We start from the raw sequence: 21,776 nt of genomic DNA, 5'->3' as shown, positions 1-21,776 counted from the left end.
TGGACATACAAAAATCCCTCCATAATCATCAGATGAATTATTGCATTTCATCTGACAACCACAAAGGGATTATCGCACTAATACTTCAAGTTAGCAGAGATTTTATAGTATACTGTGAGATAAAACGAATCTTATCTTTACAGGGAGACAAATATGACCTATTTGTTGTTATTACGCGGAATTAATGTTGGTGGGCATAATAAAGTAGTGATGAAAGAACTCAAAGTATCACTTACTCATTTGGGTTTTAATAATGTAGTTTCTTACATCAATAGTGGCAATCTAATTTTTGAAAGTCCATTACCACAATCAGTAGTTGCTGATAAAGTTAATCAATTATTAGCTACAAAATATGAATTTCCAATTGTTTCGCTAGTGATTAATGAATATGAATATAAAGCAGATTTAAAAAAATTACCGACTTGGTGGGGTGCTGATGAAGCTTTACGGCACAACGCGCTGTTCTTATTACCTGGCGTTGATAGAAGTTATTTTGATATGATTAAAAGTCGAATCGGCGAATATGATCAAGTTGAATTTCGTGATCATGTTATTTTGTGGACTTCAACCTTAAAAAAAGATTTCAGTAAATCACTGTATTCTAAGCTAATGAAGGAGCGGTTTTACAAAGATGTCACGATTAGAAATCGCAATACGGCATTAAAATTGCTGACGTTGGTATCGTAATTTTTAATATCATTTGAATCAGATCTAGTAGATCTGATTTTTTTTGAGTTTTTTTTTAATGCTAATATAACAGCTTGAACCGATCACTGGAAACGCTAACAACTGATAATTGCTCAAAAATTGGTTTGACTTGCTACGTAGTTTTATGCTAGTTTATTAGAAAATGATTAGAACGTTTAATCATATTTTAATACATACATAGGGGATGTTGTTTTATGCGCGTAAATAAATTAATGAGGGTACTGGGAACAGTAATGTTAGCCAGTACCTTAGTCTTAGCAGGCTGTAGTAGTTCGGCTGCCAGTGGTGGTAACAAACAAAGTGGGAACACAATTAAATTGGGAGGAAATTTTGAATTATCTGGCGCTGCAGCTGCTTATGGTGAAGCAATGCAAAATGGAGTTAAGTTAGCCGTTAAGCAAATCAATGCTGATGGTGGCGTTAAAGTTGGCAGCAAGAAAATGAAGATTAAATTAATCCAAAAGGATAATAAGTCTGACAATTCTTCGGCGGCCTCCGTGGCAACTAATTTAGCTAATACAAGTAAGGTTAATGCAGTAATTGGACCAATCACATCTGGTGCTGGTTTAGCAGCGTTACCCAACTACACAAAGGCCAAAGTACCATACATAACTCCAGGAGGAACACAAGATTCATTAACAGTTCAAAAAAATGGTAAGGTGCAACCTTATATGTTCCGTTCCTGTTTTGAGGACAGTTATCAAGGAAAAGCGTTAGCTAAGTATGTGTATAACAACATGAAGTTGAAGAAAGTTGCCATTTTAGGTGATAAATCAACTGATTATGCCCAAGGATTAACTAAAGCATTTAAGAAACAATTCAAGGGACAAGTTGTTTCAACACAGTATTACCAAGCAGGTGACAAAGACTTTAATACATTATTAGCGAAGTTAAAGAGTAAAGATTTCGATGCAATCTTTGTCCCTGGTTACTACTCAGAAGCTGGATTAATTGTTAAACAGGCACGGCAAATGGGCATTAACCAACCGATCGTTGGTGCCGACGGATTTGCTGATCCTAAGCTAGTTAAGATTGCTGGAAAGAAAAATGCTACCAATATCTATTACACAACACACTTTGATGCTAAAGCCAATACAAATGCCAAGGCGACAGCGTACATGAAAGCTTATAAAGCTGAATATCATCAAGAAGCTGGAACGTTTGACGCATTGGCCTATGATGCTACGTACATGATTAAAGATGCCATTGAAAATGAAAAGTCAGCAGATTCAACCAAGATTGCAACTGGATTGAGCAAGCTGAAGAACTTCAAGGGTGTCACGGGTACAATCTCAATTGATAAGATGCATAACCCCCAAAAACAGGTTATTATCGCTAAAGTTGTCAATGGAGAAGAACAAAGTGCAACTGCAGTTAAGTAATTTAGGAATAAAAGCGGATAATGGTTTATCTTGATTACTTAAATGAAAGTATTGTCGGTTAAGAATACGTTCATGTGGTGGTGCAAAATAGATGTAGTAATTTGTCCTCATACAATAAATTTTGAGGAAATCATAGCAATACACGATTAATATCTAAATTCCGAGGAGTACGACTAAGGGTGGTTTTGATTTGATGGGAGTAGGCAATAAATAGCTCAAGAAGTGGCTAATTGTCTGTGATTATCATGACGACCAATCCTTAGTTGCACTCTTCTGTTGGTTAAATTATAAGAATGGAAGTGAAGAACTGTGAGCACAATTTTGCAACAACTCGTTAATGGACTTTCGCTGGGAAGTATTTATGCTTTACTAGCATTGGGTTACACCATGGTTTATGGAATTATCAAACTGATTAATTTTGCGCACGGTGATATTTATATGTTGGGAGCTTTTTGGGGCTATTACGTGATTAACCAACTACATTTTAATTTTTGGCTGGCACTCGCATCAGCGATGCTGTTTTGTGCTCTTGTTGGTGTTGTGATCGAATATCTAGCGTATCGACCACTACGAAATTCACCTAGGATTGCAGCTTTAATTACGGCTATTGGAGTTTCATTTCTGCTCGAAAATGGAATGGCATATATGTTCAGCTCTAATGTTCGTAGTTTTCCCCAAGTGATGAAAGTTAAGCAGTATCATCTTGGCTCAGTGTCAATTTCAAACATTCAAATATTGATTTTAGCTGTTTCAATTATCTTAATGATTTTATTGCAATTAATTGTGCGAAAAACGAAGATGGGCAAAGCAATGCGGGCAGTTTCAGTTGATCCAGCCGCTGCGCAGTTAATTGGAATTAATATTGATCGAACAATTTCATTTACTTTTGCATTAGGATCCGCCATGGCTGGTGCAGCCGGTGTCATGATCGGACTGTATTACAATTCGATTGATCCATTAATGGGCATGACGCCTGGAATTAAAGCGTTTGTAGCGGCTGTGCTAGGTGGGATTGGTTTAATCCCGGGAGCTGCAATTGGTGGTTTTGTCATCGGATTGTTGGAAACTTTGATGCAGGCACTGGGCTTTTCAGCGTTCAAGGATGCTGCTGTGTATGCCGTCTTAATTATTATCCTGCTAATTAGACCAGCGGGTATTTTGGGTAAGAAAATAAAAGAGAAAGTGTAGGTGGCAAACATGAAGAAAAATCTAAAATACAATTTAACATGGCTTGCCATCATGGTTGTGGGCTATGTTGTAATCAATTTGCTTGAGTTTGCAGGAATTATTGATCAATTTGGTGAAAATACAATGGTTCTAATTGGAATCAATATTATTTTAGCGACCGGCCTGAATTTGATAATTGGTTTTTCGGGACAGTTCTCGCTGGGCCATGCTGGATTTATGGCTATTGGCGCGTATGTATGCGCCTTGATTACTTCTTCTGTTGCAACGCCCATGGGAATGGCCATTGGAATGATTGCAGGAGCAGCAGTATCTGCTTTAGTGGCATTGATTGTTGGAATCCCGACACTACGATTGGATGGTGATTACCTTGCCATTGCAACGATGGGGGTTGCAGAAATCATTCGAATTATTTTGAATAATTTGAAGATCACCAATGGACCTGCAGGACTATATAACATTCCATTATTGGCCACATGGCCGGTTGTTTATTTTATGGTCTGTGTTACAACCCTAATCATTGTTAATTTCATTCATTCTCGTGATGGTCGTGCTGTCATGTCAGTTCGTGAAAATGAGATAGCTGCCGAGTCAATGGGCGTTAATACGACTAAATGGAAGGTGCTGGCATTTGTAATCGGGGCAGCAACTGCCGCTATTGGAGGTGCCTTGCATGCTAACTATATTCAAACGATTGCACCAACGGATTTTGGGATTATGGAATCAATTAATATTTTGATTATTGTGGTGCTCGGAGGCATTGGCAGTATTACGGGTACCTTTGTAGCTGCTGTTGTATTGGGATTGCTTGATATGATCTTACAAAACTTCGGTACATTACGAATGGTTCTTTATTCACTCGCTTTGATTTTATTAATGGTATTCAAACCTTCTGGATTACTAGGAACATGGGAATTTTCTGTTCGAAATTTATTTAATCGGTTTACAAGATCAACGAAACAAAAGGGGGATGCCTAGCGATGACATTACTCGATATTAAAGAACTGACTAAGAGTTTTGGTGGCCTGACTGCAGTGTCTAATGTGACTATGCATTTAAATGACAATGAATTGGTTGCATTAATTGGTCCTAACGGTGCCGGTAAAACAACTTTGTTTAATCTATTAACCGGCGTGATTGTTCCCTCCGAAGGAACGATTGCAATGCAAACCGATAATGGTTTGCAAGTATTAAATAAGATGAAACCATATAAAGTAGCTCAAACAGGATTAGCACGAACGTTTCAAAATATTCGATTGTTCAAAGATCTTTCAGTTTTGGATAATGTTTTAATTGCGATGACTGCTAAAAATAAAGAAGGTTTTTTTTCAAGTATTTTCCGTTTACCATCGTTTTATCATAAAGAAGCAGCTTTGCGTCAAGAAGCAATTGAGTTACTGAAAATTTTTGATATGCAGGATCAAATAGACAATTTAGCAAAGAATTTACCATATGGGGAACAACGACGATTAGAAATCGTGCGTGCGTTAGCCACAAAACCCAAAATATTGTTTTTGGATGAACCAGCAGCAGGAATGAACCCAGAAGAAACTGCTGATCTAACTAGGCTAATTCGAAAGATTCAACAGGAATTTCATATTACAGTTTTGTTGATCGAACACGATATGTCTTTGGTCATGAACGTGGCTGAAAGAATTTATGTGTTGGAATATGGGCAACTCATTGCCGAGGGAACCCCAACACAAATACAGCAAAATGAACGGGTAATCAAAGCATATCTAGGGGGTGAGTCATAATGTTATTACAGGTAGAAGATCTATCCGTGAATTATGGTGTCATTCACGCAGTTAAAGGGGTTAATTTCGAAGTTAACGAAGGTGAAATTGTTTCTTTAATTGGTGCTAATGGTGCCGGGAAAACGACAATTTTAAAGACGATTTCGGGATTGATGCGTCCAGCGGGTGGCAAGATTGTCTATGATGGTCATGAAATTCAAAAATTTAAGTCACAGAAAATTGTGGCAGGCGGCATTTCTCAAGTGCCAGAAGGAAGACGAATTTTTGCTGGTTTAACCGTTATGGAAAATTTACAAATGGGTGCATTTTTGCGTAAAAATCGTGATGCGCTAAAAAAGGATTATCAAGAAGTGTTTGAGCGTTTTCCGGTATTACAGGAACGAAAAAATCAAGATGCGGCGACATTATCTGGTGGTGAACAACAGATGTTAGCAATGGGCCGTGCCCTGATGGCCAAACCGAAGCTACTATTGATGGATGAACCTTCAATGGGTCTGGCACCAATTTTTATTAATGAGATTTTTGATATTATTCAAGCAATTAAACAACAGGGGACCACTGTCTTGCTGATTGAACAAAATGCTTCTAAGGCATTGTCAATTGCTGATCGCGGCTATGTTCTTGCAACCGGCAATATTTTGATGACTGGAACGGGAAAAGAATTATTAGCAAATAAAGATGTGCAAAAAGCATATTTGGGGGGTTAATACTAATGAGCGTTGCAGATTTTATGACACAAAAATTAATAACGGTTCGACCAACAACCAGAATCAACGATGCAGTTGATTTAATGAAGCAAAATGATATTCATCGGTTACCAGTTTTAGATAGCGGCAGACTAGTTGGACTAATTACAGAAGGAATTATTCAGCGAGCCCTACCATCTAAAGCAACGTCATTATCAGTCTTTGAAGCCAATTATTTGTTGAATAAAACAACGGTTGCAGATGTGATGGAAAAAGATGTGCAGACAATTTCACCCAATTCTGTTTTAGAGGATGCTATCTATGCGATGCGTAAGCACAATATTGGCGTGTTGCCGGTCGTTAATGGCGCAGAACTTGTAGGAATCATCACCAATAATGATATCTTTGACGCGTTCTTAAATATTTCTGGTTATGGTCGTGGGGGAACTAATGTAACGGTTCATGTAAAAAAAGATGAGCTAGGTTTTATCGCCAAATTGGGCGAGACTTTGGCCAGTCATAAATACAATATTCTTACATTAGTTGTAACTAGGCGGGATGCGGAACAATCCATTGAAATTCATGTAGATAGTGAAGATACGGTTGGTATAACCAATGCGTTAACAGAAGCTGGTTTCGATGTTTAGTATGAAATAAAAACGGCTAAATAAAAAAGCATTAACTGATTCACTGAACTGAATCGGTTAATGCTTTTTAAGCTTAGAAAAATGGATTCTGAAGCTGATTTAAACTTCTTGACTATTAGGGGTTTCATTCTTAACTGTAAAAGCTAGTAAGAATGCAATGACAGCCAAAGCAAGTGTAAATATTAAGCCAACGTGAACACCGTTGGTAAAAGCTGTTCGTGAAGTTGTAGCCGCTGTTGAAATATGTTGACCAAAGCCTAATAAACTGGTTGCAACAGCGGTTGAGATGGCACCAATAATTTGTTGAAATGTGTTCATAATAGTACTACCATCACTAGCAGTCATCTGATCTAATGCATTTAACCCAAACGTTTGCGCTGGGGACATTGCAAGTGGGGCACCAATCATTAAAATAATATGGGCAAGCATAACATACCAGACGGGTGATGTTGCAGAAGCAAAGATCAACATTAGAATTCCAATAATACTAATTAAAAATCCCAAAATAGTAAATATTCGAGCACCAAAGCGATCAAAGAAACGTCCTGACATAGCTGATACCAATGCGTTAACAACACCACCGGGTAACATGACCACTCCGGTTAGTGCAACTGGGATAGCGAGTCCCTTTTGCCAAAACATAGGGAGCAGGTACATTGACGATAGAATGATTCCAAAATCAAACATAACTAAAATCGCACCAATACGGAAGTTTTTGCGATTAAAAACACGAAAATTCAAGATTGGCGTTTTTGAATGTAGTTGACGCCGAATATAGAAAAAGAGAATTAAAAGAGCCAAAATTAAAATGACTAAGACTTCGGGTGAACCCCAGCCATAGTTACTGGCCATGCTAACAGCAGAAACTAGTCCACCAAATCCAAACGTTGACAGGATGATCGACAAGAGGTCGACTTTGGGCTTAGTTATTTTGGCTACATTAGGGAGATATTTAATTGCTAATCCTAAACCAATTAGAAGAAATGGTACAAAGGCCCAAAAAATCCACTGCCATGACAGAATACCTAGGATTAAACCGGCTAGTGTTGGTCCAATTGCTGGTGCGAACATAATGACCAGGCCGATCATTCCCATTGCGGATCCTAACTTATATGGTGGGAAAATCAAAGTAGCAACAGTAAACATTAATGGCAAAATTAAGCCGGTTGCAATTCCTTGGATCATTCGACCAATCAGTAGAATTGTAAAGTTTGGCGCTAGTGCAGAAACAATTGCACCAACGGTAAAATCGACTAGCGCGAAAATAATTAACTGACGGGTGCTAAACCATCGAGTTAATAAACTGGATAATGGTAAAACAATTCCAATAATTAACATATAGCCAGTTACCAACCATTGAATTGTTCCAACACTTACATTCAATTTGTTCATCAAACTTGGTAATGCGATATTTAAAGATGTTTCACTTAACATACCAACGAAGCCACCAATCAGCATTCCCAACATTGCTAATAATGGGTGAGAAACTGATACAGCAGCTTGAGCTGTTGTTTCACGATCGTTCATAGTTGTTTCCATAAATTAATTACTCCTTTTATATATTTCATCAGACAAATGATTACATTAGCATAAAAAAAGTTTGCTCGTAAGTTATTTTTACTAAAAATCTGATTTTTTTGGATGAAAACGATTAAATTTAAGTCGACTTTTACCAAAGTGTCTTATTTGCTTAATCAAACTTTACTTGCGATAATTAAAGCGCAGATACTCGTAATTACTAAAGGAGTAGTAAATGAAAACATTAATTGATAAATTAGGATTGGCGAAATATGATAAGATTGCAATTCTCAATATGCCTAGCGATGTTGCACCTTTATTTGCTGAAATTTCATTTACACAGGCGCCGGGCCAGCAAACTGACTTTTTGTTAGAATTTATTTTTAGTTTGACACAAATGAAACAAGCAATAGTTGCGGTTAACCAGCAAAAGTTACTGTTACCTAATGGCTATTTTTATTTGGCCTATCCTAAAGTTCAAAGTAAACAGTATACTGGGATTAAACGAGATGATATTTTCCCGTTTTTGGATGTTAACGAAGAAACGGGACGCATTTTGACTACTGACCTTAAATTTTCGCGAATGTTGAGATTAGATGATAATTTTACGCTAGTTGGGCTACGATGGATTACAACAACACCAAGGTCAACAAATCGTGCTAGTCAACGAGTTGCAGATTATCAAGCTAGAGTAGCTGAATTACAAGTAATGTTAAGAAATTATGAAGTTGCTAGCCAGTTTTTTAATCAACTGGCCCCAGGATATCAGCGTGAGTGGGCACGATTTGTTTTTTCGCCTAAAACAAGTTCAACTCAGGCCAAACATTTTCAGCAAATGATTGAAATCTTAAATCAAGGATTTTCTTCCATGACGCTTTATCGCCAGAGAAATTAAAATGGAGGCAACAATATGAGTGAAAATGAAGCACTTTTGATTATCGATTACACAAATGATTTTGTGGCAGATCAGGGAGCGTTAACTTGCGGAAAGCCAGGACAAGTCATTGATGATAAAATTATTGGTTTGGCGAATGAAACGTTAGCTAGTGGTGGGTGGGTAATACTACCAACCGACGTTCACATTCCCGAAGACCCTTATCATCCAGAAAGTAAGCTGTTTCCATCTCATAACGTTCGTGGTTCGTGGGGGCGCGAATTTTATGGTTCATTGGCCAACTGGTTTGTGCAGCATCAAGATGATCCGAAAGTATTTATGTATGATAAAACGAGATATAGTGCGTTTGCTGGTACCGATCTCGATTTGCGGCTGCGAGAACGTAAAATTAATTTGTTGCATTTAACTGGTGTTTGCACCGATATTTGTGTGTTGCATACGGCAGTTGATGCTTATAATCTGAATTATGGTATCACAGTTCACAAGGCTGCTGTTGCCGCACTGACTGCCAAAGGCCAAGCTTGGGCATTGGATCATTTTGAGCATGTTTTAGGTGCGACAGTTAGATAAATTAAGTAATTGATCGTAAATAACATTAGATATTTTTGGGTAAGTAGTGTACAGTAAGTCAGGTAGTAATTTAATCACGCGTATAATTGATCAGCGTAAAGTCAGTCATGACTTTGCGCTTTTTTTAGTTAAATTATTGCAATTTATTTAAGAGATAGGGAGAATAGTAATTGAAATATTATATGTATTTACCGCGGAACAAAAGGGAATTTATGCTTTTTATGGCTATTGTGTCATTAATTTCAGTTAACATAATTGCACCGCTAATCACAAGTTTTGAAATTGGGTTTGGCTGGCAAACATGGCTAGCAACATTAAAAATTTTGCCTGTTATATGGCTGGCAGTGGTTGCAGTTGTTTTATTAACATATCAACCAGCTGATTGGCTAACTGGCAAGATTGTTGCCAAACAAGATAGTTTTAATGCCCACATTACCATTAATATTTTATGCACAGTTTTATTAATGTCAATAATTTTAACGGTTATTGGTACCTGGATTGGACAACGACAAATCAGTTTGGAACCATTACAGCATTTCTTTTACCGTTGGCCACGTAATTTCACGATTGCCTTAGCAGTTGAAGCATTAGTGGCTCAACCAATTGCTCGTCAAGCAATTTTTTTGCTGCATAAAATTTATTCAGCAGAAAAAGAATTAAATTAATTGCAGTTGACTTGAAGTTGAGAAAAATATCAATAAAAAAGGTTGACGGCCAGTAGCATAATCAGGTAAGCTGTTTTAGTGAGTTTATTGGTCCGTTGGTCTAGCTGGTTAGGACGCCTGCCTGTCACGCAGGAGATCACGAGTTCGAGTCTCGTACGGACCGCTTAGAGCAGTGCTTAAAAGTTGAAATAAAAATGCTAGCACATGGAAGTTTCCGTGTGCTAGCATTTTTTTCGACTACAAACGTTAGTCTAATTAAAATAGAAAGAAACCCCGTGTAATGTACTAAATAAAAGGTTACTGAGTATTAACAGTTAATTATGACCTAGAATTTTTAATTCTGCAACTGAACTATAACAGTTCTAGTAGGTCGGTTTGTGTCTGCCGGATGAATTGAAATTTTAATTGGTTGTTCAATGCCATCGTACTGATAATCAAATTCAAAGTCTTCGGTTTTGTTTGGTAAGACATTGTCATTGTAATCATCATCTTGCTGGTCTACGTTGATTTCGTTGTTGTTTTGAGAAACTGTGATTTTAGCTGTATCGTTGAACACGACAGCACGATTAGTTGTATTTTGCCAATCAACTTCTAATTCAAGTACACCATCTTCAGCCTCGGCCTTAATTTGGTTAACTGTAAAGTTATCAAATTCCCATTGGCTGGATAATAAGTTGGTACTATCATCCGCACCGAGACGAACTGATTGAATGCTTTTGTTGTTCGCAGAGGAGCTACTTTTTGAAGAATAGTCACTAGATGAAGAATTTGATTGATTATCGGTTTCTTGATTGCCACACGCGATGAGACCGATGGTAACACTTAGTACTAGTATTAGTGCAACTAATTTTTTCATTGTCAGTGATCCTTTCTAGATTAAGAGGATAAGCTACATAGTAAGCATAACGAGAATAGTAGAGCTAAGTCAAACTAAACACTTATACTAATGATAGATTAATTTTTAAATGCACGTAGCTAAAAATATTTGGTACAATTAAGAAAATAACTAATTATCGGGTGAGTAAATGGAAAAGAAAACATTAGCGGATTACGAAATTGACATCCCACAAGTAGCCGAACTTTTACACGATGATGAAAAGTTAGCAACTTTTTTTATGGCGCTAACACCTGGCTATCAGCGAGAATGGGCTCGGTTTATTTTCGGTGCCAAGGCACCAGCAACTAGGCAAAAACATATTGATCAAATGAAGGTTGTTTTTAAAGCTGGCTTTAAGTCGAAGAGAGCTTATGATCAACGAGAAAAGTAAAATAGATATGTAAGTGTTTTGGTCATTAAAAGGCACAATCCAAAAGTTAAGTTGTTGGATTGTGCCTTTTACATTAGTACCACGCTGGTTTGTCGCCATCAGTATTGGGTTTATTAACCCCTAATGATTCTTTGATATGAGTACTTGGATCTTGAATTAAACGGCTAACTAAAACACCTATACTTTTACGTGAAACTTCTGTTCCCTTGAATGGCTCACCTTTTTGTGTGAGTTCATAGTCAACTTCATCTTTGTTTGTTAACCATGCTGGGCGAATGATGGTGTAATCAAGATTGGATGATTCGATCACTTTGGCAGCAACTCCATAAGTTTGTAAGTAACCGCCATCGAGCATCGAATGGTTCCATTTGCCAAATTCACCTGGTACTTCATCATAAATACCTAATGTTGAAATCCAAATCAAGCGTTTAACCTGTTGTTGATTCATCGCAGACACAATTGATCTGGCCTGTTGTTCGATGTTTGATCCAGCCAAGTTAGCGTACACAACATCAACATTTTTTAGTGCCCGAACTAGTGTTGGCTGATCAGTAGAATCGCCTTCGATAACAGATTCGCGATTAGAGTCTGCAACCTTCAACCGATGAGCTCGTCTAAGATAGTCAATGATGTGGACATCACTATTAGCTAGTAGATCTTTGCGCGCAAACGTTGCAATATGGCCAGCTGCACCTAAAACTAAAACATTTGTCATTTTATTACCGCCTTTCATTTATCTTTTCAATTGTAACTATAATGCTGACAATTAAATATTGCAAATGTTAGCTACTATTTACTGGAATTAATTTATTTAGGTCTTGGCATAAATAGTTTGATTTGCTACCCTAAGAAGAATAAGGAGTATTACATAAATGAAGCAAACATGGACGAACATAAATGAACAACCAACTACGGTTAAACGTTTTTTACAGCGCCAAGGAGTGGGGCATCGCTTAATTGCTGATGTTAAACATGGTCAGGGTCATTTTTGGGTGAATAACATTCAAGTAACGTCATCGACTTCTATCAAACAAGGCGATCAAATTACACTAGAATTACAACCGGAGCCAGAAGATCAAACCGTTGCGATTAGTAATGAACAACTGGACATTGTATTTGAAGATACTAATTGGTTAGTTGTCAACAAGCCTGCTGGTTTAACTTCAATTCCGGGTCCCACCAATAGTACGGATACACTGCTCAATCGAGTTAAAGGTTATCTAAAAAAAACCGGGTCAGGCGATTTGCGACCACATTTAGTGTTGCGACTAGATCGTTTTACTTCTGGAATTGTTTTAATCGCGAAGCATCGACTGGCCCAAAGTATGATTTCGGCTCAAGTTGAACAACATCAATTAGAAAAAATTTATTTTGCACTGGTGGCAGGTAATATTGCCCAAGCGCACGGTGTCATTAATGAACCAATTGGACGAGTTGTTGATTCACCCAAACGGGCCGTTATGGCAACAGGCCAAACTGCTAGGACAGAGTTTTGGGTTCAAAATAATAATCCAAATTGGACTTTATTAAAATTGCAGTTACATACTGGCAGGACCCATCAAATTAGAGTTCACTTGGCATATTTAGGTCATCCATTATTGGGGGATGACCTATATGGTGGACCCACGGATGTGATTACACGGCAGGCGCTACATGCTGCTAGTCTAAAGTTTATGGATCCATTTACAAATCAACCAATTGAAGTAGTTACATCAATACCAATTGATATGAGACAGATTATATTGTCTGACTAATTAGATAAGGACAGTTATAATAAATGAAAAATTTTATTTTTGATGTGGATGGAACTCTTATTGATACGTTTAATATGTATGTGCCGGCTTTAAAGCAGGCACTAGAATCACATGGATATAAAACGACAGAAAGCGAATTGTCGCAATCATTTGGTATTAGCGGGGATGATGCGCTACGCAAAATTGGTATTCTTGACGATCAACTACGTCGAATAATTTTTGATGAATGGGCTCAATTATCTGTCAAAAATATTGATCGAGTCACTGTGTATCCAGGGATTGAGTCAACGCTTCACAAACTAAAAGTTCTTGCACAAGTTAAGTTAGTAGTTGTAACTTCAAAAACAAGACGAGATTATGATGAAGGATTTAAAACACGATATACAATTGGTTCAATGTTTGACGAGTATGTAACGGCTGATGATACGATAAAACACAAACCCGATCCAGAGCCCATCTTGGCTGGCCTGGACAAGGTGGATGCAACCCCAGAAGAGTCAATGTATATTGGCGATACTATTTTTGATATGACAGCTGCGCATGAGGCAGGAATAAAATTTGGGGCAGCTTTATGGGGAACTACTCAAAAAAATCAGTTAAACGGCGCTGACTTCTTACTTACAAGTCCAAGTGATTTATTGAAATTGATATAATTATAATGTAAAGAAGGTACCACAAAGAATTTGACACCCTTGTAGTACCTTCTTTACATTATAAAATAAACCGCAATAGTGCCATCGAAATAATTCCTATGATGACGATGATCAATAAGCTTTTAGAGATAAAAGCACTAATAATGGTGGGAATCGCTGCACCAAAATTTAGCCAGTTAACGCTAGGCCAAGAGCCAATTTTAAAAATCAGAATATTTTGAATTACTAATGCAGTCATGATAGCAACAGGGACAAAGGATAACAATTTAATTAGATTAGTTGGTAAGACAAAGTTTTTAACCAATATAAATGGAATCACCCGTGATAACCAAGTGACTAAGCCACAACCAAGAATTGTTAATAAAATATATGTATTTATGCCCATTTTTCTACCACCATTCCACCCAGGCACCCAATGATGGTTGCGCTTAAAAGAGCGATTTCTGGGTTCACAAAACGACCTAAAATAAACAGTGAACTGCTTACAATCAAAATTACTTCCAATTGTACTCGTAGTTTGCGCCGCCGGTCTCCAATCATTTGTAGGTATAATAACCCGATAAACATTGCGACCACTGCAAAGTCCAATCCTAGTGACTTGGGATCTGCAACCAACTTGCCTGACAATGCGCCAACTAGGCAAGCAAACCACCAAACTAAATAAGCAATGACGTTAGCTGTATTAAACCAAACGGGACTTAACTTACCCTTTGTTACTGCTACTTTATTCATTCCCAGTGCAAAAGTTTCATCGGTAATTAATGTACCAATCTGAATGTTTTTTACCAATGAATCTCTTTTAAAGTATTGGGCCATCGAAGTACTCATTAAAATCATTCGTGAATTGATTAAAAATGTTGATAAAATAATAGCAGAAATCGGGCTACTGCCAACTAACATGGTGGTAATAGCAAATTGCGCAGAACCGGCGTAGACGATTAAACATAACAGTGAAATTGTTAAAAGACTAAGATGCGCCGTTTGGGCAACAACGCCATAGGCAATCCCAACACCAATATAGCCAAATAGAGTAGGAATAACATCTTTAACTGAGGTTTTTACTGATAGATCAGCGTTCATGGGCAAGACTCTTTTCATTAAGTAATAATAAAAATTTTAACATAAATCTAATTATAATTTAATCTAAAATAAAAAATGAAACTCAACTTAATGAGTTTCATTTTAAAATAGTGTTATTTTAGTTGTGCAACGGCCTGTTTTAAAGCTTTTGACTGAAATTCAATCTGTGCTTGTTTAACAATCTTAGCTTGATCAGTTGCAGACATTTGTGGATTTTTAGTCATTGCCGCAGCAACTTTTGTTTCTACGTATTGCTTTGCTTGAGTCGCCATAGCAGTTTTAGTTTGGGTATTATTCATTTGCTTTTTCAAACTGTCAGCTTGATCAACGGTTATTTTTACCCAAGTTTTAGGATATGTGAACGTGTTAGTTCTACTAATTAGAGTGTGTCCCATTCCAGACCACATGTACAAGTATTTATAAAATGAATTTTTATATTCCCACCGAGTTTCAACAGTTGTTAATTTAGCGGTTGTGTTATTAGTCCATTTAACCTTGTTGTGGGTGTATTGGTTCGCTTGAGTATGTTGGGCCGTTTTTTGCGTTGGCTTACTGTTATAAATATAAACATCATCTTTACCAGAAGTTCCCACTGGTTTATATAATGCGAGTGGCATTGATTCTGAGTTGGAAGCTGAATAAATGGTTTGCGTTGAAGTTGTTTGGACTTTATGCATTCCAAAGTGATCTCTAGAGTTACCAATCATTAAGCCGATCGAGCCAACTAAGATGATCCCAGTGACCAAGATTGTTGTGATCCTAGTAACGGGTTTGAACGTAAACATCGAAGCGAGGAAAAATGAAATTGCGCCAATTATTAATAAAATAATGACCATTAGTTGGCACCTCCTTTATCAGAAGCAACTTGTGCAATTGATTGACCACTTGCATTTTTGTCGCTTAACAAGAATGTGGTGATTAATCCAACAATACAAAAGCCGATGGCAATCCAAAACGCAGCATGATAGCCGCTCATAGTGGCATTAAACGATTGAACCTTGTAAGCAAATGGTGTTTCGGTTAATAAATGTTTACCAGGCATATTGTTATTAGTAACGTTAGTTAACACTGAAACCAAGATCGCAGTTCCAACCGAGCTGGCAACTTGACGGGTCGTGTTATTAACTGCAGTTCCGTGAGAAATCATGTCAACAGACAATGCATTCATTCCAGAAGTTGTTACAGGCATCATGACCATTGAAATTCCAAACATCCGAATTGCGTATAAGAAAACAATGTAAATTACTGGTGTGTTTTGGGTGATCATAACAAAAGGCAAAGTCCCAATCGTTAACAAGAACATGCCACAAATTGCTAAGCGTTTGGCACCGTATTTATCAAATAAATTACCGGTGATTGGGCTCATAACCCCCATCATTAAAGCACCAGGCAATAGGGTTAAGCCAGAATGAAAGGCTGACATGCCATGGATGATCTGCAAGTACAACGGAATGACCATTTCAACCCCAATCATGGCCATGTTAACAATGGCACTTAAAGCGGCAGAAATAGCGAATTCACGTGATTTAAACACTCGAATTTCAAGGAATGGATGCTTGAGATGTAGTTGACGCAAACCGAAGACAACTACAAAGATGGCTCCAATAATAATTGTCGATAACACTAGCGGATCAGTCCAGCCCTTGTCACCAACGGATGAAAAGCCGTACAGCATCCCACCAAAACCTAGTGTCGAAAGGACTAGTGACCAGAAGTCAAGTTTTGGTCGACCGGTTTCAATAACATTTTTCATGAAGAAGAAACTACCAATAATAACAATAGCCATAATTGGCACGATCATCCCAAATAAATCACGCCAGCTGTAATTATCAATGATCCAACCAGAAAGTGAAGGCCCAAGGGCAGGGGCCAAACCAACAACGATTCCAGCCATTCCCATGGCAGCTCCACGTTTGTTGGCCGGGAAGATTGTTAACATAATCGTTTGCAATAATGGCATTGCAATCCCAACACCAATTGCTTGTACGAGTCTTCCTGCTAACAGAACCGCAAAGCTGGGAGCAATCCAGGCCATTACTGTTCCAATTTCGAAAATACTCATGGCAACAATGTACAGCCACTTGGTTGGGAACCGATTGCTAAGAAAGGCGCTAACTGGAATCATAATTCCGTTAACCATCAAAAAGCCAGTTGTTAACCATTGAACTGTGGCAGTAGAAATATCGAAAGCTTTCATTAAAGTAGGGAAAGCAGTCGTTAAAATAGTTTGATTTAAAACCGTACAGAAAACTCCTACTAATAGAAGAACAATTAACATCGTTCGGTTGTAGGGTTTTCCATTGACATCAACAGTTTTACTCAATGTAAAAAACCTCTTTTCATAATTAAAATTGCATGCCTAGTAATATAACGCTTCTATTTTTGCTTGTCAAATAACTTGACAAAGAAATTATAAAATATATACTGAATCGAGAAAATGTGAAAACGCTTTGCAGATTTATTTGGTCAGTTATCACTACATATATCGTATAGAGGGGAAGGTTAATTTGGAACAAATACCAGAAGAACTGAAGGGCCTGTTAGGCAAGCCAGAGCTACAATTGGGAATTGGTGATTTAGCACATGTTACGGGCGTATCACAGAGTCAACTACGTTATTGGGAATCTAAGAATTATATTCAATCAATAAAAACTAGTGAGAGTAAAAACAGAAAGTATTCCTTAAAGACGATTGGGGAAGTTCATTTTATTAAAAATTTCTTAGATGAAGGGTTCACATTAACAGCAGCGGTTAAAAAAGCTGAAAAACGAAAAGAATTCATCAATTTTATGCGTAAAGTGATTATTGACAGGTTTGAAGCTCTCACTGAAGTTGACGGACACCCAGCAATCGATTTGGGACCGCTTGAAGGACAAAGTGATCAAAATATTTTTGCTATCTTGATAGACCAAGAAATTATTTTACGTCTTTTACCCGCCAAATAGCTATCAAAAATTTAAAACATATGCTAGGCTATGCGTGAAGGCCTTAAGTATCGGAGCAAAAACTTCCCGCGTACTATTTAGTTTGAGTTGTAATAAAGTGTTGTACTGATTTAAAGTTAATTTGAACAGCGCCATAGAGCGCTTGATTATTAATTCAATAGAATTAATAAAAAATCGATCTAGATTGCAACAAACCGTTGAATTTCAAATTTTGAATTTCGATTAATCCGATCGCCTTCATTGCCCAAGCTGCGGGACTTGGGCTTTTTTTGTTGCCACGGTAAATGGCTAGTCGCACACTTTCTTTAATTGTGTGCTAGGATAGACACTAGAACTTAGTTTGTGATACCAGATTTTTCATAGTACCACGTGATGCTCAGGTAATCAAAGGAGTAGTAGAATGAACGATGAACTAGTAAAGATTGATGAGTTAGATGAAGAGTTACAACATAAGGCAGTACGAGATTTCGCTAAATTTTATATCAAACTTTTTAAACATGAGAATTTAGAAATTATCGCGAATGCCACAAATGGCCATTTCTTAATTGACATTAATGACTTGATTGATCGTAATCGGCATATTGATTTAGAGTTGTTAGTTGAAAAGAGTAGCACAGTATCATTTACACAGTACATTAAAGTACTTGAAAAAATCGATCAGAACTATTTTGTTACCGGAAATGCCCAAATTCCTTGGAATGAGTGGGAAACAAAACAACAGGAACATTTAGCCACAGCTTAATCAATTGATTATCAATAAGAATCACCAATTTGGTGGTTCTTTTTTTACTGTTTGCACTATTATGTGGTACAATAATTTAGACTTAATCATCGTGCGGATAAATAGAAACTAAAAAATGTTTCCGATTATTAAATATAACGGCTCATTGGTTACTGTAATGAACCTAAGTGTGTTGACACAGCAGTAAAAATAGGTTTAGATATCCTAAATCAATTATTTCTATTTATAAATTAGCCCAAACTAGGTTCAATTGCTTAAGCTCAAAAATACATAATAATAAATTTTAAAGAAAGAAAAGGTAGTTATGCGAAAATTAAAAGTTAATAATAACGAGGTCGCGTTTTACGCTATGGGCGGATTGGGCGAAATCGGTAAAAACATGTATTGTGTTCAGTTCCAAGATGAAATTATCGTCATTGATTGTGGGGTACTCTTCCCGGAAGATGAGCTACTTGGAGTTGACTATGTCATTCAAGATTATTCTTATCTCGTTGAAAACCAAGAAAAAATTAAGGCAATTGTGATTACCCATGGTCACGAAGACCACATTGGGGGATTACCATTTTTCTTACAACAAGTAAATGCACCTATTTATTCTGGCCCATTTGCACTTTCCTTGATTCGTGGCAAATTAGAAGAAAAGCATTTATTGCGAACTGCTGATCTAAATGAAGTTGATGAAGATACAGTTTTGAAGTTCAAGAAGATGTCTGTTAGCTTCTTTAGAACAACCCACTCAATTCCTGATACGTTAGGGATTGCGGTGCATACTCCACAAGGAACCATTATTCAAACAGGTGATTTTAAATTTGATTTAACACCGGTTGGTGGACTTCCTGCACCTAACCTACAAAAGATGGCTAAGCTGGGTGACGAAGGAGTTCTATTGCTGACTTCTGACAGTACTAACGCTGAGCGACCAGAGTTTACTAAATCAGAGCAGTGGGTAGATGTGCATATTCGACGGGTATTTGAACGTATTAAGGGGCGAATTATTTTTGCATCCTTTGCTTCCAACGTCTATCGTTTGCGAGAAGCATCAGATGCTGCTATTCGCCAGGGCCGTAAAATTGCGGTCTTTGGGCGGAGTATGGAAAATGCGATTGCCGCTGGGCAAGAATTAGGTTATCTAAACATTCCTGATGACTATTTAATTGATCAAAATGAAATCAATTCATATCCACCAGAAAAGGTAATGATTATGTGTACAGGGTCGCAAGGTGAACCTATGGCTGCACTAAGTCGCATTGCCAATGGAACCCATCGTCAAATTACGATTCAACCTGGTGATACAGTGGTCTTTTCTAGTAATCCAATTCCCGGTAACACAATCAGTGTTAATCAGCTCATTAACAAGCTAGACGAAGCTGGTGCCGATGTAATTCATGGTTACGTTAATAACATCCATACCTCAGGTCACGGTGGTCAAATTGACGAAGAGTTCATGCTACGTTTGATGAAGCCTAAGTATTTTGCTCCAGTACATGGTGAGTATCGAATGCAAAAAATTCATACTCATTTAGCTGAACTAACAGGTGTGCCATTGGAAAATAGCTTTATCTTAGCTAATGGGGATGTTCTTGCTTTAACTAAAGACTCTGCTCGAGTAGCGGATCATGTTGAAGCCGGAGATGTTTACATTGATGGTCGTGATGTTGGCGATAGCGTTGGTAATCCTGAAATTAGAGAACGTCGATTGTTGTCTGAAGAAGGGGTTGTAACTGCAATTGCGGTAGTTGATTTACAAAATCATCAGATTGTTGCTGGCCCAGATATTGTCTCACGTGGATTTGTGTACATGCATGAGTCACAAGAACTTATCAAGGCAGCTAATCATGAGGTCTTCTGGGCGATTTTGAATACTTTTAAAAACCGTAAAAAGATCGACGAACGGGCACTCAACCGGACAATTGTCAGCAGATTACAAAAATTGTTATTTGCACAAACTGGTCGTCGCCCGGTAATCATTCCGATGGTAACAATTATTAATAATTAATATCATTCGTTCAAAAAGACCTGCAATTCTGAAAGTTAAATCAGATTGCAGGTCTTTTTTTATTCAGGCTAGCCATATTTGCTAGAAACTTATATTTTTATTTTTTGATTCGGGATAGATCGTCATATGGCGATTGAAACGGCGGTTGAGCCAACTCTTAAATCGTTTGATGTTAGAGAATTCAAATTGTTTGAATTCAATCGTTCGTAGTTCCGCTTTGATTTTAACCAGTTCAGTTTTAAAAATCCTGCGGTTAGTCATAGGAAGTTGTTTAATTTGATGGTATAAATCAGTTAGTGTCTGATGTTTGTGACGCCATGCATAATTTGACAGCGTTGGATAATTTTGTTGAATACATTGGTCAATCGAGTCTAGTACTGTGACAACTTGAAGGTGTTCGGCTTTAAATGTATTTTTTGAATGTTTAAGTTCAGGTTGTACCTTTCCACCTAAGAATGTCGCACTAGTAGCACGTTGGTAAATGTTATACAAAAATAAGGTGCCAGCATGGAGCGAAAGTTTAGGGTCAAACGAGATTGAGCGAGTTAACTGTCGTTTAATTAGCATACCTTCAATGTTCATTGGTGTTTGACCTAACAGATAAGATGTAATTAAGTCCGTAGCGCTATTAAAGTGCTGATTTTGGCCATTATAGCCAACAATATCAGTTTGGTTTACTACTGCAGTTTGACTAACTTGACTTAACCACATTGGATGAAGACGCATTTTGGCAGTTAAAAACATTACGTACCGTCCTTGTGCGTGTGTAAGGGCTTGGTTATATGAGGTAGCTACGGATTGACGTATTCGTTGAGAAATGATTGTAGTCTTAATACCGCTTAATCGTTTGAAGGCCACTAATTGTTGGTATGTTTGATCCACTGAGTTGTTATCAACGAAAATAACTTCAAAATTTTTGTAATGTTGGCTTTTTAAGTCTGTTAGTAGATCTGGTAATACCACTGCATTATTTTTGACGGGCAAAATCACACTGACTAAGTTCATAAAAATCGCCTCTTTCAATTTATATTAGTTAATAATTATCGTCTTTATTATTATAAATCGAAAATACAACTTTGTCGAGATTCATACTAATGAATACCATAATGTTAACGTTATATGATCTTTTTATGAACTGCATTTAAAACCACTGTGTCAATACTTTATGGCGATCGGTTTTATACAATCGGTTAAATGTAATTTTTTTATGAATTTAAGTAAATAGAAGTTTGGTCTTATGATGGAGTGAAATAATGCCTGTGACAACAAAAAAGCAGCTTACGATTTGGTTTAAATCATAAGCTGCTTAATATTGTGATTAACCT

23 protein-coding genes, 1 tRNA gene and 1 pseudogene are annotated in these 21,776 nt (G+C 37.3%); 17 read left to right on the top strand and 8 right to left on the bottom strand.

What is annotated here, in order from left to right; genetic code table 11:
• The first annotated feature begins 153 nt into the window (after nucleotides 1-153).
• The 7 genes from FFM51_RS03630 to FFM51_RS03600 all read left to right on the top strand — a co-directional run bounded on the left by FFM51_RS03630 (nucleotide 154) and on the right by FFM51_RS03600 (nucleotide 6,365).
• Complete coding sequence (locus FFM51_RS03630; protein WP_223875888.1) at nucleotides 154-687, top strand: DUF1697 domain-containing protein; 534 nt, start codon at nucleotides 154-156, stop codon at nucleotides 685-687.
• Between the two features lie 215 nt (nucleotides 688-902).
• Complete coding sequence (locus tag FFM51_RS03625) at nucleotides 903-2,090, top strand: ABC transporter substrate-binding protein (protein WP_137597274.1); 1,188 nt, start codon at nucleotides 903-905, stop codon at nucleotides 2,088-2,090.
• A gap of 318 nt (nucleotides 2,091-2,408) precedes the next feature.
• Nucleotides 2,409-3,278 (top strand): branched-chain amino acid ABC transporter permease, encoded by an 870-nt coding sequence (locus FFM51_RS03620; protein WP_137597276.1) that lies wholly within the window; start codon nucleotides 2,409-2,411, stop codon nucleotides 3,276-3,278.
• A gap of 9 nt (nucleotides 3,279-3,287) precedes the next feature.
• Nucleotides 3,288-4,253: a branched-chain amino acid ABC transporter permease gene (locus FFM51_RS03615; RefSeq protein WP_170999561.1), complete on the top strand. Its 966-nt coding sequence runs from the start codon at nucleotides 3,288-3,290 to the stop codon at nucleotides 4,251-4,253.
• Nucleotides 4,254-4,255: 2 nt separating this feature from the next.
• Complete coding sequence (locus FFM51_RS03610; protein WP_137597272.1) at nucleotides 4,256-5,032, top strand: ABC transporter ATP-binding protein; 777 nt, start codon at nucleotides 4,256-4,258, stop codon at nucleotides 5,030-5,032.
• Nucleotides 5,029-5,739 carry an ABC transporter ATP-binding protein gene (locus tag FFM51_RS03605; protein WP_137597271.1) on the top strand — a complete coding sequence of 237 codons (711 nt, stop codon included), beginning with the start codon at nucleotides 5,029-5,031 and terminating at the stop codon, nucleotides 5,737-5,739. The genes FFM51_RS03610 and FFM51_RS03605 overlap by 4 nt, the downstream gene beginning before the upstream one ends.
• Nucleotides 5,740-5,744: 5 nt before the next feature.
• Nucleotides 5,745-6,365 (top strand): CBS and ACT domain-containing protein, encoded by a 621-nt coding sequence (locus tag FFM51_RS03600; RefSeq protein WP_137597270.1) that lies wholly within the window; start codon nucleotides 5,745-5,747, stop codon nucleotides 6,363-6,365.
• A 99-nt stretch (nucleotides 6,366-6,464) separates the two neighbouring features.
• On the opposite strand, the gene FFM51_RS03595 is transcribed toward FFM51_RS03600, so the two are convergent.
• On the bottom strand, nucleotides 6,465-7,904 hold the full coding sequence (locus FFM51_RS03595; protein WP_137597269.1) for a DHA2 family efflux MFS transporter permease subunit: 1,440 nt from the start codon (nucleotides 7,902-7,904) through the stop codon (nucleotides 6,465-6,467).
• A 214-nt stretch (nucleotides 7,905-8,118) separates the two neighbouring features.
• Here FFM51_RS03595 and FFM51_RS03590 point away from each other — a divergent pair, with 214 nt between their 5' ends.
• From FFM51_RS03590 to FFM51_RS03575, 4 genes are all read left to right on the top strand, one after another.
• Nucleotides 8,119-8,778 (top strand): YdeI/OmpD-associated family protein, encoded by a 660-nt coding sequence (locus FFM51_RS03590; protein ID WP_137597268.1) that lies wholly within the window; start codon nucleotides 8,119-8,121, stop codon nucleotides 8,776-8,778.
• 15 nt (nucleotides 8,779-8,793) lie between these two features.
• Complete coding sequence (locus FFM51_RS03585) at nucleotides 8,794-9,348, top strand: cysteine hydrolase family protein (RefSeq protein WP_137597267.1); 555 nt, start codon at nucleotides 8,794-8,796, stop codon at nucleotides 9,346-9,348.
• 170 nt (nucleotides 9,349-9,518) lie between these two features.
• Nucleotides 9,519-10,013, top strand: a complete 495-nt coding sequence (locus FFM51_RS03580) for a DUF2798 domain-containing protein (protein WP_137597266.1) — start codon at nucleotides 9,519-9,521, stop codon at nucleotides 10,011-10,013.
• 89 nt (nucleotides 10,014-10,102) lie between these two features.
• A tRNA-Asp gene (locus tag FFM51_RS03575) sits at nucleotides 10,103-10,176 on the top strand.
• A gap of 171 nt (nucleotides 10,177-10,347) precedes the next feature.
• Here FFM51_RS03575 and FFM51_RS03570 read toward each other — a convergent pair.
• Nucleotides 10,348-10,869, bottom strand: a complete 522-nt coding sequence (locus FFM51_RS03570) for a hypothetical protein (protein ID WP_137597265.1) — start codon at nucleotides 10,867-10,869, stop codon at nucleotides 10,348-10,350.
• A 169-nt stretch (nucleotides 10,870-11,038) separates the two neighbouring features.
• On the opposite strand from FFM51_RS03570, the gene FFM51_RS03565 reads away from it, so the two are divergent.
• Complete coding sequence (locus FFM51_RS03565) at nucleotides 11,039-11,281, top strand: YdeI/OmpD-associated family protein (RefSeq protein WP_137597264.1); 243 nt, start codon at nucleotides 11,039-11,041, stop codon at nucleotides 11,279-11,281.
• A 73-nt stretch (nucleotides 11,282-11,354) separates the two neighbouring features.
• Here the strand turns inward: FFM51_RS03565 and FFM51_RS03560 are convergent, their stop codons facing one another.
• On the bottom strand, nucleotides 11,355-11,996 hold the full coding sequence (locus FFM51_RS03560) for an SDR family oxidoreductase (RefSeq protein ID WP_137597263.1): 642 nt from the start codon (nucleotides 11,994-11,996) through the stop codon (nucleotides 11,355-11,357).
• Nucleotides 11,997-12,153: 157 nt separating this feature from the next.
• On the opposite strand from FFM51_RS03560, the gene FFM51_RS03555 reads away from it, so the two are divergent.
• Nucleotides 12,154-13,035, top strand: coding sequence for an RluA family pseudouridine synthase (locus FFM51_RS03555; RefSeq protein WP_137597262.1), 882 nt, complete (start codon nucleotides 12,154-12,156; stop codon nucleotides 13,033-13,035).
• A 23-nt stretch (nucleotides 13,036-13,058) separates the two neighbouring features.
• Complete coding sequence (locus FFM51_RS03550; RefSeq protein WP_137597261.1) at nucleotides 13,059-13,688, top strand: HAD family hydrolase; 630 nt, start codon at nucleotides 13,059-13,061, stop codon at nucleotides 13,686-13,688.
• 58 nt (nucleotides 13,689-13,746) lie between these two features.
• Here the strand turns inward: FFM51_RS03550 and FFM51_RS03545 are convergent, their stop codons facing one another.
• From FFM51_RS03545 to FFM51_RS03530, 4 genes are all read right to left on the bottom strand, one after another.
• Nucleotides 13,747-14,073, bottom strand: coding sequence for an AzlD domain-containing protein (locus FFM51_RS03545; protein WP_137597260.1), 327 nt, complete (start codon nucleotides 14,071-14,073; stop codon nucleotides 13,747-13,749).
• Nucleotides 14,064-14,768 (bottom strand): AzlC family ABC transporter permease, encoded by a 705-nt coding sequence (locus FFM51_RS03540; RefSeq protein WP_137597259.1) that lies wholly within the window; start codon nucleotides 14,766-14,768, stop codon nucleotides 14,064-14,066. Before FFM51_RS03540 ends, FFM51_RS03545 begins: the two co-directional genes overlap by 10 nt.
• Before the next feature lie 113 nt (nucleotides 14,769-14,881).
• Nucleotides 14,882-15,604 carry a DUF4811 domain-containing protein gene (locus tag FFM51_RS03535; protein ID WP_137597258.1) on the bottom strand — a complete coding sequence of 241 codons (723 nt, stop codon included), beginning with the start codon at nucleotides 15,602-15,604 and terminating at the stop codon, nucleotides 14,882-14,884.
• A complete protein-coding gene (locus tag FFM51_RS03530; RefSeq protein WP_414691949.1) occupies nucleotides 15,604-17,046 on the bottom strand; it encodes an MDR family MFS transporter in 1,443 nt (480 codons plus the stop codon). The genes FFM51_RS03535 and FFM51_RS03530 overlap by 1 nt, the downstream gene beginning before the upstream one ends.
• 229 nt (nucleotides 17,047-17,275) lie before the next feature.
• On the opposite strand from FFM51_RS03530, the gene FFM51_RS03525 reads away from it, so the two are divergent.
• The 3 genes and pseudogenes from FFM51_RS03525 to rnjA form a co-directional block, all read left to right on the top strand.
• Nucleotides 17,276-17,713, top strand: coding sequence for a MerR family transcriptional regulator (locus tag FFM51_RS03525; protein ID WP_137597256.1), 438 nt, complete (start codon nucleotides 17,276-17,278; stop codon nucleotides 17,711-17,713).
• Nucleotides 17,714-18,113: 400 nt separating this feature from the next.
• Nucleotides 18,114-18,455: a hypothetical protein gene (locus FFM51_RS03520; RefSeq protein WP_137597255.1), complete on the top strand. Its 342-nt coding sequence runs from the start codon at nucleotides 18,114-18,116 to the stop codon at nucleotides 18,453-18,455.
• A gap of 304 nt (nucleotides 18,456-18,759) precedes the next feature.
• Nucleotides 18,760-20,445: pseudogene (rnjA, locus tag FFM51_RS03515) on the top strand (ribonuclease J1); the annotation flags it as partial.
• An 87-nt stretch (nucleotides 20,446-20,532) separates the two neighbouring features.
• Here rnjA and FFM51_RS03510 read toward each other — a convergent pair.
• The gene (locus tag FFM51_RS03510) at nucleotides 20,533-21,456 is read right to left on the bottom strand and encodes a glycosyltransferase family 2 protein (protein WP_137597254.1); all 924 of its coding nucleotides are present in this window, start codon (nucleotides 21,454-21,456) and stop codon (nucleotides 20,533-20,535) included.
• Nucleotides 21,457-21,776: the final 320 nt, after the last annotated feature.

The organism is Paucilactobacillus kaifaensis, assembly GCF_005405145.1.
Taxonomy (GTDB): Bacteria; Bacillota; Bacilli; order Lactobacillales; family Lactobacillaceae; genus Paucilactobacillus; species Paucilactobacillus kaifaensis.
The sequence above is the reverse complement of the archived record's forward strand: the minus strand, read 5'-3'. Positions and strand labels throughout refer to the sequence as shown.

Bases quoted from the DNA above. Each gene is read 5' to 3' on its own strand.
- FFM51_RS03630 (WP_223875888.1), top strand. From the start codon at position 154: ATGACCTATTTGTTGTTATTACGCGGAATTAATGTTGGTGGGCATAAT.
- FFM51_RS03625 (WP_137597274.1), top strand. From the start codon at position 903: ATGCGCGTAAATAAATTAATGAGGGTACTGGGAACAGTAATGTTAGCC.
- FFM51_RS03615 (WP_170999561.1), top strand. From the start codon at position 3,288: ATGAAGAAAAATCTAAAATACAATTTAACATGGCTTGCCATCATGGTT.
- FFM51_RS03610 (WP_137597272.1), top strand. From the start codon at position 4,256: ATGACATTACTCGATATTAAAGAACTGACTAAGAGTTTTGGTGGCCTG.
- FFM51_RS03600 (WP_137597270.1), top strand. From the start codon at position 5,745: ATGAGCGTTGCAGATTTTATGACACAAAAATTAATAACGGTTCGACCA.
- FFM51_RS03595 (WP_137597269.1), bottom strand. From the start codon at position 7,904: ATGGAAACAACTATGAACGATCGTGAAACAACAGCTCAAGCTGCTGTA.
- FFM51_RS03590 (WP_137597268.1), top strand. From the start codon at position 8,119: ATGAAAACATTAATTGATAAATTAGGATTGGCGAAATATGATAAGATT.
- FFM51_RS03585 (WP_137597267.1), top strand. From the start codon at position 8,794: ATGAGTGAAAATGAAGCACTTTTGATTATCGATTACACAAATGATTTT.
- FFM51_RS03570 (WP_137597265.1), bottom strand. From the start codon at position 10,869: ATGAAAAAATTAGTTGCACTAATACTAGTACTAAGTGTTACCATCGGT.
- FFM51_RS03565 (WP_137597264.1), top strand. From the start codon at position 11,039: ATGGAAAAGAAAACATTAGCGGATTACGAAATTGACATCCCACAAGTA.
- FFM51_RS03560 (WP_137597263.1), bottom strand. From the start codon at position 11,996: ATGACAAATGTTTTAGTTTTAGGTGCAGCTGGCCATATTGCAACGTTT.
- FFM51_RS03555 (WP_137597262.1), top strand. From the start codon at position 12,154: ATGAAGCAAACATGGACGAACATAAATGAACAACCAACTACGGTTAAA.
- FFM51_RS03550 (WP_137597261.1), top strand. From the start codon at position 13,059: ATGAAAAATTTTATTTTTGATGTGGATGGAACTCTTATTGATACGTTT.
- FFM51_RS03545 (WP_137597260.1), bottom strand. From the start codon at position 14,073: ATGGGCATAAATACATATATTTTATTAACAATTCTTGGTTGTGGCTTA.
- FFM51_RS03540 (WP_137597259.1), bottom strand. From the start codon at position 14,768: ATGAACGCTGATCTATCAGTAAAAACCTCAGTTAAAGATGTTATTCCT.
- FFM51_RS03535 (WP_137597258.1), bottom strand. From the start codon at position 15,604: ATGGTCATTATTTTATTAATAATTGGCGCAATTTCATTTTTCCTCGCT.
- FFM51_RS03530 (WP_414691949.1), bottom strand. From the start codon at position 17,046: ATGTTAATTGTTCTTCTATTAGTAGGAGTTTTCTGTACGGTTTTAAAT.
- FFM51_RS03520 (WP_137597255.1), top strand. From the start codon at position 18,114: ATGAACGATGAACTAGTAAAGATTGATGAGTTAGATGAAGAGTTACAA.
- FFM51_RS03510 (WP_137597254.1), bottom strand. From the start codon at position 21,456: ATGAACTTAGTCAGTGTGATTTTGCCCGTCAAAAATAATGCAGTGGTA.